Source organism: Gilliamella sp. wkB308, assembly GCF_001690185.1.
Taxonomy (GTDB): domain Bacteria; phylum Pseudomonadota; class Gammaproteobacteria; order Enterobacterales; family Orbaceae; genus Gilliamella; species Gilliamella apicola_I.
Genome location: NZ_LZGN01000003.1, coordinates 88,096 through 106,229 on the forward strand (window position 1 = coordinate 88,096; position 18,134 = coordinate 106,229).

The 18,134-nt window shown below is 33.9% G+C and carries 11 protein-coding genes; 7 read left to right on the plus strand and 4 right to left on the minus strand.

Annotated features, from left to right (window positions below):
* Positions 1–20 precede the first annotated feature (20 nt).
* From A9G10_RS00505 to A9G10_RS00515, 3 genes are all read left to right on the plus strand, one after another.
* On the plus strand, positions 21–239 hold the full coding sequence (locus tag A9G10_RS00505; protein WP_065557745.1) for a hypothetical protein: 219 nt from the start codon (positions 21–23) through the stop codon (positions 237–239).
* Positions 240–927: 688 nt separating this feature from the next.
* A complete protein-coding gene (locus tag A9G10_RS00510) occupies positions 928–1,557 on the plus strand; it encodes a helix-turn-helix domain-containing protein (protein ID WP_218837296.1) in 630 nt (209 codons plus the stop codon).
* A gap of 63 nt (positions 1,558–1,620) precedes the next feature.
* Positions 1,621–2,679, plus strand: coding sequence for a YdgH/BhsA/McbA-like domain containing protein (locus tag A9G10_RS00515; protein WP_065557747.1), 1,059 nt, complete (start codon positions 1,621–1,623; stop codon positions 2,677–2,679).
* 45 nt (positions 2,680–2,724) lie between these two features.
* On the opposite strand, the gene hrpA is transcribed toward A9G10_RS00515, so the two are convergent.
* Entirely contained in the window at positions 2,725–6,606 is a 3,882-nt protein-coding gene (gene hrpA, locus A9G10_RS00520; RefSeq protein ID WP_065557748.1) for an ATP-dependent RNA helicase HrpA, read from the minus strand.
* Positions 6,607–6,679: 73 nt separating this feature from the next.
* Here hrpA and A9G10_RS00525 point away from each other — a divergent pair, with 73 nt between their 5' ends.
* The 4 genes from A9G10_RS00525 to A9G10_RS00540 all read left to right on the plus strand — a co-directional run bounded on the left by A9G10_RS00525 (position 6,680) and on the right by A9G10_RS00540 (position 12,568).
* On the plus strand, positions 6,680–7,099 hold the full coding sequence (locus tag A9G10_RS00525) for an META domain-containing protein (RefSeq protein ID WP_065557749.1): 420 nt from the start codon (positions 6,680–6,682) through the stop codon (positions 7,097–7,099).
* Positions 7,100–7,433: 334 nt separating this feature from the next.
* Positions 7,434–8,846: a pyruvate kinase PykF gene (gene pykF, locus A9G10_RS00530; RefSeq protein WP_065557750.1), complete on the plus strand. Its 1,413-nt coding sequence runs from the start codon at positions 7,434–7,436 to the stop codon at positions 8,844–8,846.
* Between the two features lie 125 nt (positions 8,847–8,971).
* Complete coding sequence (ppk1, locus tag A9G10_RS00535) at positions 8,972–11,032, plus strand: polyphosphate kinase 1 (RefSeq protein WP_065557751.1); 2,061 nt, start codon at positions 8,972–8,974, stop codon at positions 11,030–11,032.
* 12 nt (positions 11,033–11,044) lie between these two features.
* Complete coding sequence (locus A9G10_RS00540) at positions 11,045–12,568, plus strand: Ppx/GppA phosphatase family protein (RefSeq protein ID WP_065557752.1); 1,524 nt, start codon at positions 11,045–11,047, stop codon at positions 12,566–12,568.
* An 81-nt stretch (positions 12,569–12,649) separates the two neighbouring features.
* On the opposite strand, the gene A9G10_RS00545 is transcribed toward A9G10_RS00540, so the two are convergent.
* The 3 genes from A9G10_RS00545 to A9G10_RS00555 form a co-directional block, all read right to left on the minus strand.
* Positions 12,650–14,113, minus strand: a complete 1,464-nt coding sequence (locus A9G10_RS00545) for a DASS family sodium-coupled anion symporter (RefSeq protein WP_065557753.1) — start codon at positions 14,111–14,113, stop codon at positions 12,650–12,652.
* Between the two features lie 81 nt (positions 14,114–14,194).
* Complete coding sequence (locus A9G10_RS00550) at positions 14,195–15,160, minus strand: FAD:protein FMN transferase (protein ID WP_065557754.1); 966 nt, start codon at positions 15,158–15,160, stop codon at positions 14,195–14,197.
* A gap of 16 nt (positions 15,161–15,176) precedes the next feature.
* Complete coding sequence (locus tag A9G10_RS00555) at positions 15,177–17,948, minus strand: flavocytochrome c (RefSeq protein WP_065557755.1); 2,772 nt, start codon at positions 17,946–17,948, stop codon at positions 15,177–15,179.
* Positions 17,949–18,134 lie beyond the last annotated feature (186 nt).

An 18,134-nucleotide genomic window follows, 5' to 3' on the forward strand; every position in this document is an offset into this window, starting at 1 on the left:
ATAGTGAGTTGAACAAAAATATGACAATTAATAACGATATGGTTTTAGCTGTTCCAATAGCCGCTTTATTGGTTATTTTGATATTGTGTATGAGTTATGTTGATAGAACTTATTTAAATAACACCATTGAGAAGCTTTTTAAAAATAGAAAGTTTAAAATTATTTTGGCTGCTATCATGATATTTGTTGTACTTGTCTTTTTTGACGGTAAACATAAAGGCTTATTTTTTATGATTTAAATTTTTGTATTTATCCAGCTCGGTATTTTATAATAAATTAATAGTTGTTGTTGATAATCAACTTTAAAAAATTAACTCGAATTTGTAATTATGAATCATTGAATCAGATTTAATTTGCTTCTTATAAATCTTTTATGACGCCCTATTCTTTATAAACATTAAGTAGCCATATAAATGAAACAAGGTTTTTATTTTATTGTTTTTAATCAAATAGATAAGATTTGAATAATGTATATTATGTTAAATATAATCATTATTGCGAACTTATGATGATATTCAGTTATATCTCTGCTTAGCTAAACCCTACTTTCAATTCATAATCGATTAAAAGTTCTTTAACTATCAGATCAAACCGTAATTTAACCTCTTAGAGTGATAGTCAATATCATGATATAAAATCGATTATCTTTAGTATATAATTGCCAACACCTATTAATACTTTTCATTATTATGCTTATTTTAATGCTTGCCTTCTGTTAATTTAAACTAAATGAACGTTTTGTTGATTAATAATTTAAACTATATGAAATGGCCAATTGTTGTTTTATCATAAAAATATGTTACTCTTGGCTAGAACTGAACTTGGATTAATGATTAATTTATTATGCAAACTACCAATAAGAATATACGATCAAAAAGTTATTCAGTTCCTTGCGAATTATGCAGTATAGGCTCTTTATGTCTACCAATGTTATTGAATAATACTTTAAATAATGTGTTGGAACGCAAAAAGACTTATGCTAAAGATGAACTCATAGTATCCAAGAGCACTGATTTTACTCGTTTTTTTATTATTCATTCTGGTGCAGTAAAAACCTATGTTACAACATCAGACAACAAAGAACAGATTAATGGTTTTTATCTACCTGGTGATATTGTTGGACTGGATTCTATATCAACTAAAATATATAATAACAACATAAAAGCGCTTACTAATACTTTAGCTTGTGAATTACGTTATGAAGAACTAATGTCTTTAGTTGAATCCAATGCTTGTGTTAGAAGCATGATATTTAGGTTATTAAGTAATGACATTTATAACTATCAAAAATTAATTTTATGTTATTCTCAGAAAAAGGCTGATGAACGCCTAGCCTATTTCATATATTCTCTTTATCGAAGATATGAAAATCGTGGTCACACATCACTAAACATAAAGTTATCTATGAGTCGTAGTGATATAGCAAATTATTTAGGTTTAACGATTGAAACAGTAAGCCGAATTTTGTCAAAATTACAAGAACAAGATATATTACACGTTAAAGGCAGATATATTTTCATTAAAAATTTAAATGCGCTAATAAGTTTAGGTAACTGATTTTTTTATGTTAAAATAACAAATATTTAATATACGATTTAAAAATTGTAAGGTTTATAGAATATGACGAGTTTAAAGAAAACACTTATTGCTGCTATGGTTACATTTGTTCCTATGTATTCTTATGCGGCTCAGCAGTTAACTGAAGAACAAGCAAGCAACTTGCAGTCTTTCAAACAAATTTCTGTTCGAGGTGCATTTTATACTGATAGCGATTATGTGTTGGCTATGTCTAAAGCTGCAGATAAAGAAGGTGCTGCCGCTTTCTATATTACAACAACAAATATCAGTCCTTCTAATGATACTTTGCGTATTGTCTATGCTAAATTGTATAAAGCTAATGCACCTAAAGCTGAAGAGAAAACTGACAGCTTTCGCCAATTTGGTGGAGTTTACGAATACCCTAAATCTAAAGCTATTCGCCTGGAACCTTATGATATTGTTCGAATTCGTGGTTATTTCCCAAGTGAATATGACATCAATCAATCAATTGCAAAAGAAGCTTTAAACAAAGGTGCTTATGCTTTCTATATTGACAATCGTTCAGAGTTAGGAAGTAATTTGCAGGTTGTTGCCTATTTATTTAAGAAAGATGCACCAGAACGTAAACTTCAACCTGAAAATGCAATTCCTTATGATTCCGAAGCTGGGCAATTAGCTTTAGCCCAAGGTGGCGAAGCCGCTATGCAGGTTGAAAGACCAGGGTATTATTCACCATCTGCATTTAATGAAAAGTTTTATGCTGATAAATTTAATAATAAAGTTAAAGTTATTGATAATGCTTCTTCTGCGAATTCAACTACAACCACTACTACAGTAGCACAAACTAATACTCATACTTCAGAAAAACCTGAAGTCATGACAGAACCACAGCGTGTAAATCGTTACACTGTCACTCTTTCGGATGGTCGTAAAATTCAAGAATTAAATGATGGAACAGCAGCTAAAATGGTTCCTTTTAATACAATAAAATTCCGTGGCTATTATGTCACAGATCAGGAAATTTCATATCAAGCAGGTAAAAGAGCAATCGAAGCTGGTGCCAAGTATTATCATATTGCTAGAATAGCACAAGATACAAATGGCCCTAATATTACCGTGTTTGTTGACTTATATCGTTAATCTTTAAATTGGGCGCATTAGCGCCCTTCTCTATTACGCTTATTTTTATAATTCTGATTTTATCAACTCAATCTGTTGTTTAATTCTTTTAGCTGATATTGGATAAGGAGTACCCATCTGCTGTGCAAATAAGTTAACTCTTAACTCTTCTATCATCCAGCGTATTTCAAGAACACGATTATCTAATTTCTGATTTTTTGAAAGGCTACTTAAAAAGTGATGATAATAATTCTGAATCTCTTCAATAATATTCATTGATTGTCTGTCTTTTGTCGTATTAAGCAATAATTTTTCAATTCGCTTTTCAATTGCGGATAAATATCGATAGATATCATTCAATCTGTGGTAACCTGATTGTGCAACAAATCCCTTATAAACTAAATGATTAAGCTGATTTTTAATATCAGATAAGGCAAAAGCTAAAGATAAATCGACACGCCCTTTCAATCTTTTATTAATATTAAAATGAAGTGTTAAGATGGCTTCGACTTGTTTGGCTATATCAACCACAACTTGGTTAATATTCGCTTTTGTATACTCAAGTAAATGTTGATACTGCTCAGCAGCTTGAATAGGATTATTATTCTTTTCAATCAAATAGTCAATGCCACAGGCTATACAATCATCAATAAGATCGAGTACAGTACCAAATGAGTTAAAATAGAGACCTAATTTAGATTTATTTGGTAATTTTTCATGTAAATATTTGATTGGTGAAGGAATATTTAACATAAGAAGGCGTCTTAAACCAAGTTTAGTTAATCGCTGTTGCTCGATTTGATTATCGACTAACTTAATACTGACTGATTTATGATCGTCTACAATGGCTGGATATGCTTTGACTGTGTAATTTTTTTGTTTTTCTTCATAAATAGCCGGTAGCGTACCAAATGTCCAATCGGTTAGATTATTTAGCTCAATTGGATTTGCTGATTTTTTAGTAGTCAATGAGGATAATGCTGATTGTATTTTAGCTTTTAATTGCTCTTTTAAAAGATTAAGATCTTTGCCATTAGCAATTTCTTTACCTTGATTATCTATAATGCTAAAGGTAATTCTTAAATAATTTGGAACTTGATCCCACTGCCAATCCTCATGAGTAATTTGAACCCCCGTCATTTTTCGAAACTCATGTTCTAATGTTTCAAGTAACGGATGTTTGATCGATGTTACTCTACTTAATAATGCTTCAGCATAATTAGGTGCAGGAACCAAACTGCGCCTTAAAGACTTAGGTAATGATTTAATAAGAGATACTATCAGTTCTTTTCTAAAACCCGGTACTTGCCAGTCAAATCCATCATTTTTGATTTGATTCAATATATCAATAGGAATTCTAATAGTGACACCGTCACGGTTATCACCTAAATCAAATTCATATTTGAGAGGCAGTTTGAATTGATCCTGATACCAATAATCAGGGAACTGAGTTAAATCAACCAATTGTGCTGATTGGTTAATTAACATCTGTTTTTCAAAATTGAGAAAATCAGGTGAAGTTTTTTGCTTTTGCTTCCACCAATTGTCAAAATGTTTAACTGAAACAATTGATTTATCAATACGCTGATCATAGAAATCAAATAACTGATCATCATCGATTAAAATGTCTTGACGACGGGATTTGTGTTCAAGATCTTCAACTTCATTAATCAATTTTTGGTTTAGTTTATAAAATTTATGATTAGTAATCCAATCCCCTTCTACCAAAGCATGTCTTATAAAAAAGTGACGGGATAACACAGGATCAATCTGGCTATAATTTACAATTCGATTTTGGACTATAGGCAATCCAAATAATGTCACTTTTTCATTTGCAATTGTAGTACCTTGTTTTTTTGACCACCTAGGTTCACTGTAACTATATTTCACTAAATGTTTAGCTATAGGTTCAATCCATTCTGCATCAATTTTAGCTACTGTTCTCCCCCATAGTCGGCTGGTTTCAACAAGCTCACTGACAACGCACCATTTAGGTTGAGTTTTAAACAACACTGAATTCGGAAAAATGGCAAACTTGATATTTCGAGCACCAAGGTATTCGTTTTTTTCAATCTCTTTTAAACCAATGTGTGAAAGTAAACCACTTAATAAAGCCACATGTAATGATCGATAATCGGCGGGTTGGCTATTGATTGGAAAAGATAATTGTTTAATGGTTTGACGAATTTGAGTGTAGACATCCTGCCATTCACGAATACGAAGGTAATTTAAATACTCTTTCGGGCATAGCTTTCTAAACTGATTACCCGATAGCTGAGTTTGTTGTTCTTGAATATAATTCCATAAGTTAATAAGTGATACAAAATCAGATTCCTTATCCGCAAAACGCTTATGTTTTTCATCAGAAGCTTGCTGTTTGTCAAAAGGCCGTTCTCTTGGGTCTTGAATTGACAACGCTGCGGTTACAATCAAAACTTCTTTAGTGCAACCTAATCGTCTTGCTTCAACTAGCATTCTGGCTAATCTAGGATCAATAGGTAATTGTGCCAAAATTTTGCCAATTTGAGTTAAATGATATTGATGATGCTTGGTGAATATGGCACCAAGTTCTTCTAATAAACGAATTCCATCACGTATATATTTTGAATCGGGAGCTTCGACAAAAGGAAATGCAGCTATATCACCCAAACCTAACGATGTCATTTGTAATATGACAGAAGCGAGATTTGTACGTAAGATTTCAGGCTCAGTAAATTCAGGGCGAGATAAAAAATCTTGCTCATCATAAAGACGAATACAGATACCATCTGAAGTACGTCCACATCGACCTTTTCGTTGATTAGCTGATGCCTGCGATATGGGTTCAATCGGTAAACGCTGAACTTTAGTGCGATAACTGTAGCGACTTATTCTGGCCAATCCAGGATCGATGACATATTTAATTCCGGGTACGGTTAAGGAAGTTTCTGCGACATTGGTAGCAAGCACAATGCGCCGTTTAGAATGTGGTTGAAAAATACGGTTTTGCTCGGAAGCAGATAACCTAGCGTATAATGGTAATATATCGGTATGACGTAATTCAAGGTTGTTTAATGTATCGGCTAAATCACGTATTTCTCGCTCACCAGTTAAAAATATTAAAATATCACCTGCGCTTTCTTTTGATAATTCATCAATTGCATCAATGATAGGTTGAAAATCACTATTTTTGTTAATCTCTTTGTCATCTTTGTTATCACACACTGGCGGACGATATCTTACCTCGACAGGATAAGTTCTTCCTGATACTTCTATAATAGGCGCATGATTAAAATGGTTAGAAAATCGCTCAACATCAATGGTTGCAGACGTTATGATCACTTTCAAATCAGGGCGTTTAGGTAATAATTGTTTCAAATATCCCAAAATAAAATCGATATTAAGGCTACGTTCATGAGCTTCATCGATAATGATAGTATCGTATTGCAATAAAAGTTTATCTTTTTGAATTTCAGCCAGCAAAATGCCATCAGTCATTAATTTTATCAATGTGGTATCACTAACCTGATCAGAAAATCTGACTTTATAACCGACTAACTGCCCTATTTCGGTATCCAACTCTTCCGCTATGCGATTGGCGACAGAACGGGCTGCAAGTCGTCTTGGTTGGGTATGTCCAATATATCCTTTTACACCTAAACCTAGTTCTAAACAGATTTTAGGAATTTGTGTTGTTTTACCGGATCCTGTTTCACCCGCAATAATTACCACTTGGTGCTGTTGAATCGCATGGTAAATTTCTGCTTTCTTTTCAGCCACAGGTAAATTAGACGGATATTTAATCTGTGCAGGTAAAGATGTCAATCTTGCTTGATAATGTGAAACAGCTTGAGTTACCGCTAAATTGATTTTTGCTAGATCTTGATTATTCTTAGCAAGCTTCAATATCTTATGTTTGTCTAAGAAAGTCATTGATTCTAGAAATTTAATTTGCTGTTGAGATAACATAAAGAGTAAAATATTTGTAAGTAATTTTAATTAAATCTATTATAACAAATTTAAACTATCATTAGGAGTTAAGATGAAAAAGACATTACTATTAACATCATTATTTGCAGGAGCTTTAGTAGTGACTGGATGTGGAGAATCAAATAAAATTAAAGCTGAAGATTTATTACATCACCATTTTGTATTGGTAAAAGCCAATGGACAAGATGTTTCTTCAGATAAAGCTGCAGAACTTGAGTTTGGCGAAAATATGAATATTACCGGTAAAATGTGTAACCGATTTGTCGCAAAAGTTACGTTAGAAAATGAAACAATCAAAGGTGCAGGCGTTGGTATGACAAAGATGCTTTGCAATGATGAACAATTAGATAAGTTAGATGGCATTATTACCCAAATGATTACAGAAGGTGCAAAAGTCAGCTTAAACAAAGATCAATTGACATTGAAAAATGAAAGCAATGAACTGATTTATCAACTTAAAGATCTGATGTAATCGCAATGAATGTCGTTAAGAACATCTTGCCATTTATATCCGTTAATCAGGATTATTCTTCTTTTGTTTTCGTCAAATATAATCTAGTTTTTTTGATAAAAAACTTTATTTAAAGTGTGGTTAAGACTATAATAAACACAGATTTTTAAGGATATATATTTTTTGATGAAAATATTTAATTTTTCAAAGATTGCAGTTAATACAAGTAACTTTTCGGGTTACTGTTAACTTATTACATACCAATGCATGGGCATTGGTTTTTTTTTGCGTGAATATAATTAAAAACAGTTTATTTAAAATTAAACTTCAACCTTAACAACTAGTAGATAATATTATGAAAAAGACAAAAATCGTTTGTACTATTGGACCAAAATCAGAATCAAAAGAGATGCTAGCTAAGTTATTAAATGCAGGCATGAACGTAATGCGTTTGAACTTTTCCCATGGTGATTATGAAGAACATGGAAATCGTATCAAAAACCTACGTGAAGTCATGCAAGAAACAGGTTTAAAAGCAGCCATTATGCTTGATACTAAAGGTCCTGAAATTCGTACAATTAAATTGGAAGGTGGGAATGACGTTTCACTAGTTGCAGGTCAAACTTTCACATTCACCACTGACGAAACTGTCATTGGGAACGCTGAGCGCGTAGCCGTGACATATAAAGGTTTTGCTCAAGATCTTAAAGCGGGGAATCGTGTTCTTGTTGATGATGGCTTAATTGCTATGGAAGTCAAAGAAATTAAAGGTAATGAAGTCATCTGTACTGTATTGAATAATGGTGATTTAGGTGAAAACAAAGGTATCAATTTACCTGGTGTTTCAATAAAATTACCGGCACTTGCAGAAAAAGATAAAAATGACCTTATTTTCGGTTGTGAACAAGGTGTTGATTTTATCGCTGCGTCATTTATTCGCAAACGCTCAGATGTTGAAGATATTCGTGCACATTTGAAATCACATGGTGGTGAAGAGATTAAAATTATCTCTAAAATTGAAAACCAAGAAGGTTTAGATAATTTTGATGAAATTTTGGAAGCTTCTGACGGTATCATGGTTGCTCGTGGTGATTTAGGGGTGGAAATTGCGGTTGAAGAAGTTATTTTTGCTCAAAAAATGATGATTCAAAAATGTAATAAAGCATCTAAACCTGTTATTACTGCAACTCAAATGCTTGACTCTATGATTAAAAATCCACGCCCTACTCGCGCTGAAGCGGGTGACGTGGCAAATGCAATTATTGACGGAACTGATGCAGTCATGCTTTCAGGAGAAAGTGCGAAAGGTAAATATCCATTAGAAACCGTTAATGTTATGGCGACTATCTGTAAACGTACTGACATTACGATTCCTGCTTCATTAGAGCTTACTGCCAAAGAAGAAAAATTACGTATTACTGCGGCTGTTTGTTGTGGTGCGGTAGAAATTGCAGAACGTCTAAGTGCACCTTTAATTGTTGTTGCAACACGTAGTGGTAAATCTGCTCGTGAAGTCCGTCATTATTTCCCTAGAGCGCGTATTTTAGCATTATCATCAAGTCAAAAGACGGTTAATCAATTAGCCCTAACAAAAGGTGTTGAGCCAATTTTAATTGATGCTATTAATTCAACAGATGATTTTTACCGTTTAGGTAAAGAGTTAGCTGTAAAAATTTGTGGTTTACAACAGGGTGATACTATTGTCATGGTTTCAGGTGCTTTAGTACCAAGTGGAACGACAAATACCACTTCAGTTCACCGCATTTAAGTAAAGTTGCTTTAAAGCAAAAATTATTTAATATATTTAAATTAAAAGCTAGCGATATGCTAGCTTTTTTTTTAAGTTAAGTTATCCTGTATTAAATTTCATTATTGTATTTTAAGAGATAAAGAATGCTACAAGAAAAAGTGTATTTTCCGAAAGAACTTAGTTGGCTTGCTTTTAATCAACGTGTTTTACAAGAAGCCGCTGACAAGAGTAATCCACTTATTGAACGTGTTCGATTTTTAGGCATTTATTCCAGCAATCTTGATGAGTTTTATAAAGTACAATACGCCAATCTGAAAAAATACGTATTAATTGAACAGGAACAAGGTCATTCTGCTACCTCTAATGCTAAGTCATTATTAAGACAAGTTAATCAAAAAGTGATACAGCTTGAACTCCAGTTTGATCAACTTTATAACGAATTATTACTTGAAATGGCAAGAAATCAAATTTTCTTAATTAATGAAAGACAACTTTCATCTTATCAAGAAGATTGGATAAAAAACTATTATAAACAGAATTTAAGACAATACATCACCCCAATATTACTGGATAGTCACACAGAACTTATCCAGTTTTTAAAAGATGATCATGCTTATCTGGCCGTTGAAATTATCTGTGATGAAAAGATAAGTTATGCCCTGCTTGAGTTACCAACCGACAACGCACCTCGATTTGTACTTTTGCCGTCAGAAGTATCAACCAAAAATAAATCAATTATCTTTTTGGATAACATCCTTCGTTATTGTTTATCTGATATCTTTAAAGTCTTTTTTGATGCCACAGAACTCAATGCCTATTCAATCAATATCAATCGAGATGCAGAATATGAATTAAATACCGAGTTAGATAGTTTGTTAGAATTAATGTCTCAAGGATTGAAGCAACGATTAACCGCACAACCTGTTCGTTTTACTTATCAAAAAGATATGCCTAAAGCATTATTTGAATTGTTAATCAGCAAATTAAGATTAACAGAACAAGATGCCATGCCTGGTGGACGGTATCCCAATTTTAAAGATCTAGCTAATTTTCCGGATCTTGGTGGAAAAAATCTTTTGAATAAACGGTTACCGAGTTTAGCTTATAATCGTTTTAAGAAGTTTAGAAATGCGTTTGCAACAATTAAAGATCGTGATGTACTTCTTTACTACCCTTATTATTCGTTTGGACATGTACTAGAAATTATGCGACAAGCTTCATTTGATCCGGCGGTAACCCATATTCGCATGAATATCTATCGAGTAGCAAAAGATTCCCGATTTATCCACGCAGCAATTAATGCTGCTAATAACGGTAAAAAAGTCACCGTCGTGGTTGAACTTCAGGCACGATTTGATGAAGAAGCAAATATTAAATGGGCAAAAAGACTACTAAGTAGTGGAATCAAAGTCATCTATTCACAACCCAAACTCAAAATTCATGCCAAACTATTTTTAATCGATCGTCGTGAAGAAAACAAAATTGTTCGATATGCCCATATTGGATCGGGGAATTTCAATGAAAAAACTGCCCGTGTGTATACAGACTTTTCATTATTAACCGCCGATCCAGCCATCACAGATGAAGTAATAAAAGTGTTTAATTTTATTGAAAATCCATTCAAGCCGGTTTCATTCAATCATCTGCTTGTTTCGCCTCAAAATACACGTTTGCGTTTTCATGAGTTTATTGAAAGAGAAATTCAAAATGCGAAAGCTGGAAGACCTTCGGGCATCTATTTAAAGCTTAATGCGATCACTGATAAAGAGATGATAGACCAGTTATACCGTGCGTCATGCGAAGGTGTAAAAATTAGAATGATTGTTCGAGGAACCTGCGTATTAGAGCCACAAATTCCAAATCTGAGTGAAAATATATATGTAACCAGTATCGTCGATCAATATTTAGAACACGCACGGGTTTATATTTTTGAAAATGACGGAAAAAAGGATACTTTCATCTCCTCTGCTGATTGGATGCCACGTAATTTGGATAATCGCATAGAAGTAGGTGTGAAGATATTTGATCCTATTTTAAAATCAACTATTCATGATATTTTTAATATCCAATGTAATGATAATGTCAAAGCACGAATTATTGATAAAGAAAACATGAATAACTATGTTCAACGTGGTAATAAGAAAAAAATTCGAGCACAGCACGCTATTTATGATTATTTAAAACAATTAGAAGCCAAACAATAAGGATATCTAAACGTGAAGAAATCTAATGAATATGCGGTTATCGATCTCGGTTCTAATAGTTTTCATATGATTATTGCACGAATTATTAATGGTGCAACACAGATAATTTATAAAAATAAAAAGAATATACATTTGGCGACCGGATTAGATGAAAATAATCTATTAAGTGAATCGAGTATTAAACGGGGGATTGAGTGTCTTGAACTATTTGCTGAGCGTTTAAATGGATTTCCTCCGGAAAATGTGAGAATTGTTGCAACTTACACACTCCGTGTTGCATCAAACAGGAATAAGTTTTTGAAGGCGGCAGCTAAAATATTACCTTACCCTATTGAAATTATTTCAGGCCAAGAAGAAGCCCGTTTAGTCTATTTAGGTACTATGACTGCCGAACCTACTTCATCAATCGACACTAAATTTGTTATTGATATTGGCGGTGGTTCAACTGAAATTGCAATTGGCAAAGGCAATGATCTTAAACCTATCATTGTGGCTAGTCGTCCAATGGGCTGTGTAACCTTTAATAAACGTTTTTTTCCACAACATAAGATTGATGTCGCGTCATTTCAACGAGCAAAACTTGCAGCCGAGCAACAAATTGAAACCATGATTAGTACTATCAAAAAACAGAATATTACGATAGCTTTTGGTACATCAGGAACCATTAAATCTATTCACCATATTCTATTAGATCTAGGTGTGAGTGACGGCATTATTACTCCGAAGAGATTAGATGATTTAGTCAGTTATGTACTGGACTTTGAAACATTTGATGATATTACCTACCCTTCACTATCCGATGAACGTAAACAGGTTTTTGTGAGTGGACTGGCAATATTTTGTGGTGTATTTAACGCATTGGGATTAAATTCGTTGCAGTATAGTTCTAATGCTTTACGTGAAGGGGTTTTGTATGAATTAATCGGTGGCCCTAATTATCGAGACATACGTCAAACAACCGCCGAATCTTTATCTAAACACTACAATATCGATCAGCGTCATGCTATGCAAGTTGTCAAAACAGCAAAATACTTTTTTTTGCAATGGAAAGAGCAAGCACAAATCGATATCCCAATTTGTGTCGAATCCATTTTATATTGGGCAGCACTTTTACATGAAGTAGGATTAAAAATTAACTTTTCGTCTGTGCATAAACATTCAAGTTACATTCTGCAAAACAGCAATTTGCCGGGATTTAACGAAGAACAACAACTGTTATTATCAACACTCGTTCGTTATCATCGAAAATCAATTAATATTGAAGCATTTCCATATTTTAGCCTTTTTGAATTTAAACATATTATTTCATTATTACAAATACTCAGACTCTCCATTCTGATCAATAATCAACGCTCTACAGAGATTAATTTGAATGCTTTTCGATTAAAGTTAGTTAAAGACAAATTGACCAAAATGACATTCGAAATTGACACTACTTTTGTTGAAAGTAATAAATTGATTTTATTAGATTTAGAGCAGGAGCAAAAATATTGGCAGGCCATTAATGATTGGAGTTTATCGATTATTTTGTTATGAGATTTTCATATTTAAAGAATAAAAAAACCGCCAATTTTTTGACGGTTTTTTTGTTGTATAGTGTTTAAGATAGGTTATTTATTAACCTAATTCCAACATTTTCCACCATAAAAGACCAACGGTAAACACAATGGTTAAGTTAACAACGCTACAAATAAATCCTACTTTCCACCATGTTTTGACCGGAACAAAACCTTCAGCAAATAACAATGGATTTCGAGCATTGGCAAATTGAGTAATTGAACCAAAAAAGTTGGTACAAATAACTAATGCAAATATCGCAATCATTGGTGGAACATGAAGTGCCACGGCTACTGATAAGAATACGGGAAATAGCGCCGCAATATGCGCATTGCCACTAGCAAAGAAATAGTGTAAATAAACATAGGCAATAGACAAAATAATAATAACTTGAACCCAGCTACTATCAATAAATTGGTTTTCTACTGCACGACCGATAGTATCGCCTAACCATTTTGTAACACCTAGTTTATTGACTTGTCCTGCTATCATTAATAATGCCGCAAACCAAATTAATGTATCCCATGCCGCTTTTTCACCTTTCACATCTTCCCAGCTTAGTACACCAGTTAAGATTAAAATCGTTAAACCAATAAAAGCAGTCGTTGTTGCATCAATACCTAAATAGTCTTTACCGAAAATCCAAAGACCTAATAATAAAATTACCGTACCCCCCATGATAATTTCTTTAGCGGTAATTGGTCCCATTTTCTTCAACTCTTCAACGGCTAATCTTGGTGCATCAGGTGTCTTTTTAAGTTCTGGATTGGTTAAAAAATAAATGACTAATGGAATTACAATAAAAGAAACCAAACAAGGTACAATAGCGGCAATAAACCATTGTCCCCAGCCCAATGTCACGCCTAATGTTTCTGTAACTAATTTTGCAGCTAATAAATTACCGGTAAATGCAGTCAAAAACATCGCTGAGGTAATGTCATTGATATGACTTATGGTTAACATTAAAAAAGTACCAATTCGCTTTCTTGATTCATCCTTCGGATTAGAATTGAAGTTAATCGATAGTGCTTCAGCGATTGGATAAATCACACCACCAGCACGAGCAGTCGTACTTGGAATGGCCGGCGCCAATGCCACATCTGTTACAGCTAAACCATAAGCTAAGCCTAAGGTGTTTTTACCTAAAATTTTAACTAAATAATAAGCAATACGTTTGCTTAAACCTGTTTTAATAAATCCTCGCGCAATCATAAAAGCAACAACGATCAACCAAATTAAGCTACTATTCAATTCGCTCAATGATATTTTGATTGATTCGGTTGCATTAGCTGCACCAGATGGTCTTAAAATAGCAAAAACCGTAATGGCTAATAAGCCAATTGCGCCAATTGGCATAATTTCTGCAACAATACAGGCAATCGTTGCCACAAAAATAATGCTTGTTCGCCAACCTTCTGTACTTATTCCTTGTGGAGGCGAAACAAATACCCATAATATTGCTGAAATAGCAGCAATAATTATGAGCGGTAACCATTTTACTGGTGGTTTTTTCACTGCGTTCATAATAATTTCCTTCTTTAATGTAAAAACGTAATTAATTCATTTAAAACAATAAAAGTTTAGCAATTTCATTGTCATTGGTTCTTAATGCAGATTTATTTCATAATGTTTATCAATTAGATCAAAATTAAAATTTTTTGGATTGATCAGTGTCATCGTTTTATTTTTTAATAAAAAAATGGCTGAAATATCTGGATGCTTTTTTAAATATTCACAACTGGCATTTACGCCTAATCCATAAAAAATCGTTGAGTAAATATCGCCTTCAAGAGAAGTATTTGAAATAACGGTAACGCTTTCAACTTCATTATCAAGCGGATAGCCAGTTAACGGATTGAAAATATGATGATAAAGGCGATTATTTTGAACAAAATAACGTTCATAAATGCCCGACGTTACGACTGATTTATTTTTAACTTTTATAATACCTGCTAACTCGTCAGATAAAGAAAAGGGTTTTCTTAACCCTATACACCAACTACCTGACTTTTCTATTGGGGAGGATCCTAACGTTAATACATTTCCACCTAAATTTATGATGCCATGATAAATATTATGTTCTAGTAACAGACTTTTAATGACATCGGCGATATAACCTTTTGCGATAGCACCAAGATCTATCTCCATTCCTGCCTTTTTTAAAAAAACAGAATGAGCTGTTTCATTTAATTCTATATCAAAGGGATCGGTTAATAATAGTTGTTGTTTGATAAGATGATCGGCAGGGATACTATCTCCTTTAAAGCCTATTTTCCAAAGTTTGACAACAGGGCCGATAGCCATATTAAAACAACTTGAAGAATTCAGGCTCAGTTGCCAAGCCTGTTTAATAAGTGAGAATACAGGTAAGCTTACCTCAACAGGATGTTTGCCTGCTGCAAGATTGATTGACATAACCTCCGAAACTGAGCGGTTAACAGTCAATTTATCTTCAAGCAATTTAATGGTAGCAAAAGCAAGTTTTGCGACGGTTTCATTTTGCTCTAATAGCGTCAATGTCACCGTCATCCCCATTAATGTTTGAGAATAGTCGTAGGTAGAACTTACCATTTTTAGCAAGGTTCAATTAGCTATTAATGTAATCTGTGGCTTTTTTACCTGCTTGCATACCAAAAATAATGATATCAGCAACAGCATTACCACCAATGCGATTTGCTCCATGCACACCACCAACAACCTCACCAGCCGCAAAAACACCTTTAATCACATGTTTATCATTGTCTAATACTTGTGTTTCAGTGTTTATCGTTACACCTCCCATTGTATGGTGAACTCCCGGAGCAATTTTAATTGCATAAAATGGTGCGGTGTTGATTGGATGACGCATTCCCGTCGTTCGACCAAAATCTTCATCTTGTTTGTTAATTACAAACTGATTATATCGTTCAATTGTTTTAGACAGATTATCAACATCAATAGAAAGTTTGTTAGCTAATTCAGCAATTGAATCGGCTTGAACAACGAGATCATTAGAAACATACTCTTCAACGGCTTTGTTTTCGTCACGAACTTGTTGATCGAATAAAATATAGGAATAGTGTTCAGGTAATTTGATAATATCTGCTGAAACTTTATCCCGGGTATCTAATTCATTGACAAAACGTTTACCTTCTTGAGAAACAAGAATTGCGCCACCGCCTCGAATAGATTCTGAGATCAAATATGAGGTAGTTTGTTCAACAGTTGGATGGATTTGAATTTCACCCATATCAACAGTACCAGCCCCAAGTTTTTCTAAAATCATTATACCTGAACCTGTCGCCCCTTTATGGTTGGTTGTCACAAAACCTTTCAAATCAGGACGATATTTTTCAACCATTTCGCGGTTAGCACTAAATCCGCCCGTTGCTATTACTACCGCTTTCGCTTTAATAATATAATTTGTGCCGTCTTCTTCAACGACTTTAACGCCAACAACTTTATGATTTTCGGTAACGATTTCAGTCACATTGGTATCTAACATGACTTCAATACCACGTTTATTAAGGTTTTTTACCAATCCACTAATCAAAAATCCGCCAACAGCTGCACCACTTGCTGGTCGATGTGTACGGTCGATACTCATTCCTCCTGTTGTGGTAATACCACTTAGTTCAATACCGTTTTCATCTAACCAATCAATCGCATCAGGGGCATTTTCAACAAAGTAACGAAGTAATTCTGGATTATTTTTATTTTTACCACCAGCCAAAGTTTCTTTATAGAATAAATCTTTACTGTCAACTATACCTTTAAGTTTTTGGAATTTAGTTTCAGCTGCATTCATACCAGCAGACGCTTTATTGGTATTCCCGCCAATAACAGGCATTTTCTCAACCACAACAACGCTAGCCCCTAAATCATGAGCACGTATTGCAGAAGCCAGCCCTGCTCCACCGCTTCCCACGACAACAATATCGTAAGATTTATCATTTGGATCGCCACCTTCAGCAATGATGGCTTCTTTATTCGATTGAGTCATGGCTTTAGTAACCGCTTTTTTGAATGCTTCACACTGTGATGTAGCCCCAGAAATTGCATCCACATGCGGACTATTTGAATTAATAATTCTTTGTTTAATTTCAGCAAAATTATCTAAAACTTGGTGATCAAACTCATTAGCATTCACAAGTTGCATATCTTTAATGAAATCTTTGCCTAATTCGACATTAATAAGAAATTCATAAGATTCATCATTCACTTTTTCTTGATATTGACCAGGTTTGAATTTCTTATTATTTAGACTTGCATCACGAATTAATGCTTCAACTAATGAAAAACGCCATAAAGGTTCAGGAATATTCAATTCTTCACGTTTGTCACTGCTAATGGTCAGCTCCAGTTGTTCACCTTTTTCTATACGGCTAATCCAGTCTGGATAAGCGATGCATGCTCGACCAACAGCGACCAAATCGTAACCATTATCAATCGCCATTTCTACATCAATTTGATTAACCACATTACCTACACCTACTACCGGAATTTTAGCTAAGGTCGTCGATCGCATTGCTACATATTTATTGATTAACGGTGTTGGGTCTTGGGTATCAACAATTGAAGGTCTTAAAATCGCACCCATTGAAAAATGGATATAATCAAGCCCTTTGTCTGCTAACTTTTCAAGTAGATACATCGAGTCATCAAAACGAATACCTGGTATTTCCAGTTCTTCCGGAGAAAAACGATAACCAACGATGAACTCAGGCGTTGCAAACTGTTTAACCATTTTATGCGTAATATCTAAGATTGCTAAAGGGAATTGCAAGCGATTATCACGGCTTCCACCCCATTTATCGGTTCGTTGATTTGAATTTGGAGAATAAAATTGTTGGATTAAATAAGTATTAGCGCCATGGATTTCAACACCATCAAAACCGGCTTCAATAGCACGACGTACTGCTTGACCAAATTTGTCGATCATGTCGTCTACTTCGTCTGCTGTTAATGCGATCGGTGTTGCTGCGCCTGCTCTAGGGGCTGCGATTGCACTTGGTCCAACAGGAGATTGTCCCCCGATGAGTTTAGGCTCAACCATTCGTCCGCCATGATAAACTTGAATGACTGCTTTTGATCCCTTTTCTTTAATTGCTTTCGCAATTTTTGCTAATCCTTCAATTTTATCATCGTTATCTAAACCTATTGCACCAGGAAATGCTAATCCTTTATTATCGACAAACCCGCACTCAACGATGATTGTTCCAATTTCACCTGCTCGGTCTCGATAATATTCGATTAAATCATGCGTGACAGAACCGTCATAAAATCCGGAACAGGTCGTCATTGGCGCCATCATTATTCTATTTTTTAATTCAACGCCATTGGGTAAAGTGAAGGGTTTAAAAATATTTTCTTTTTTCATTATTATATACCTAATTATTTTATTCAGATTTATTAACTGTCGTTAATAATAGCATTACTTATAATCATTCTCTACTTCGAAACAGACTATTAATGTACGATGTATTATTTTTTAGACAAAAATTTTTATATATTTTTTAAAGTTTTATGTGCTATTTGTTTATCTAAACAAATAGCATTGTTGCTC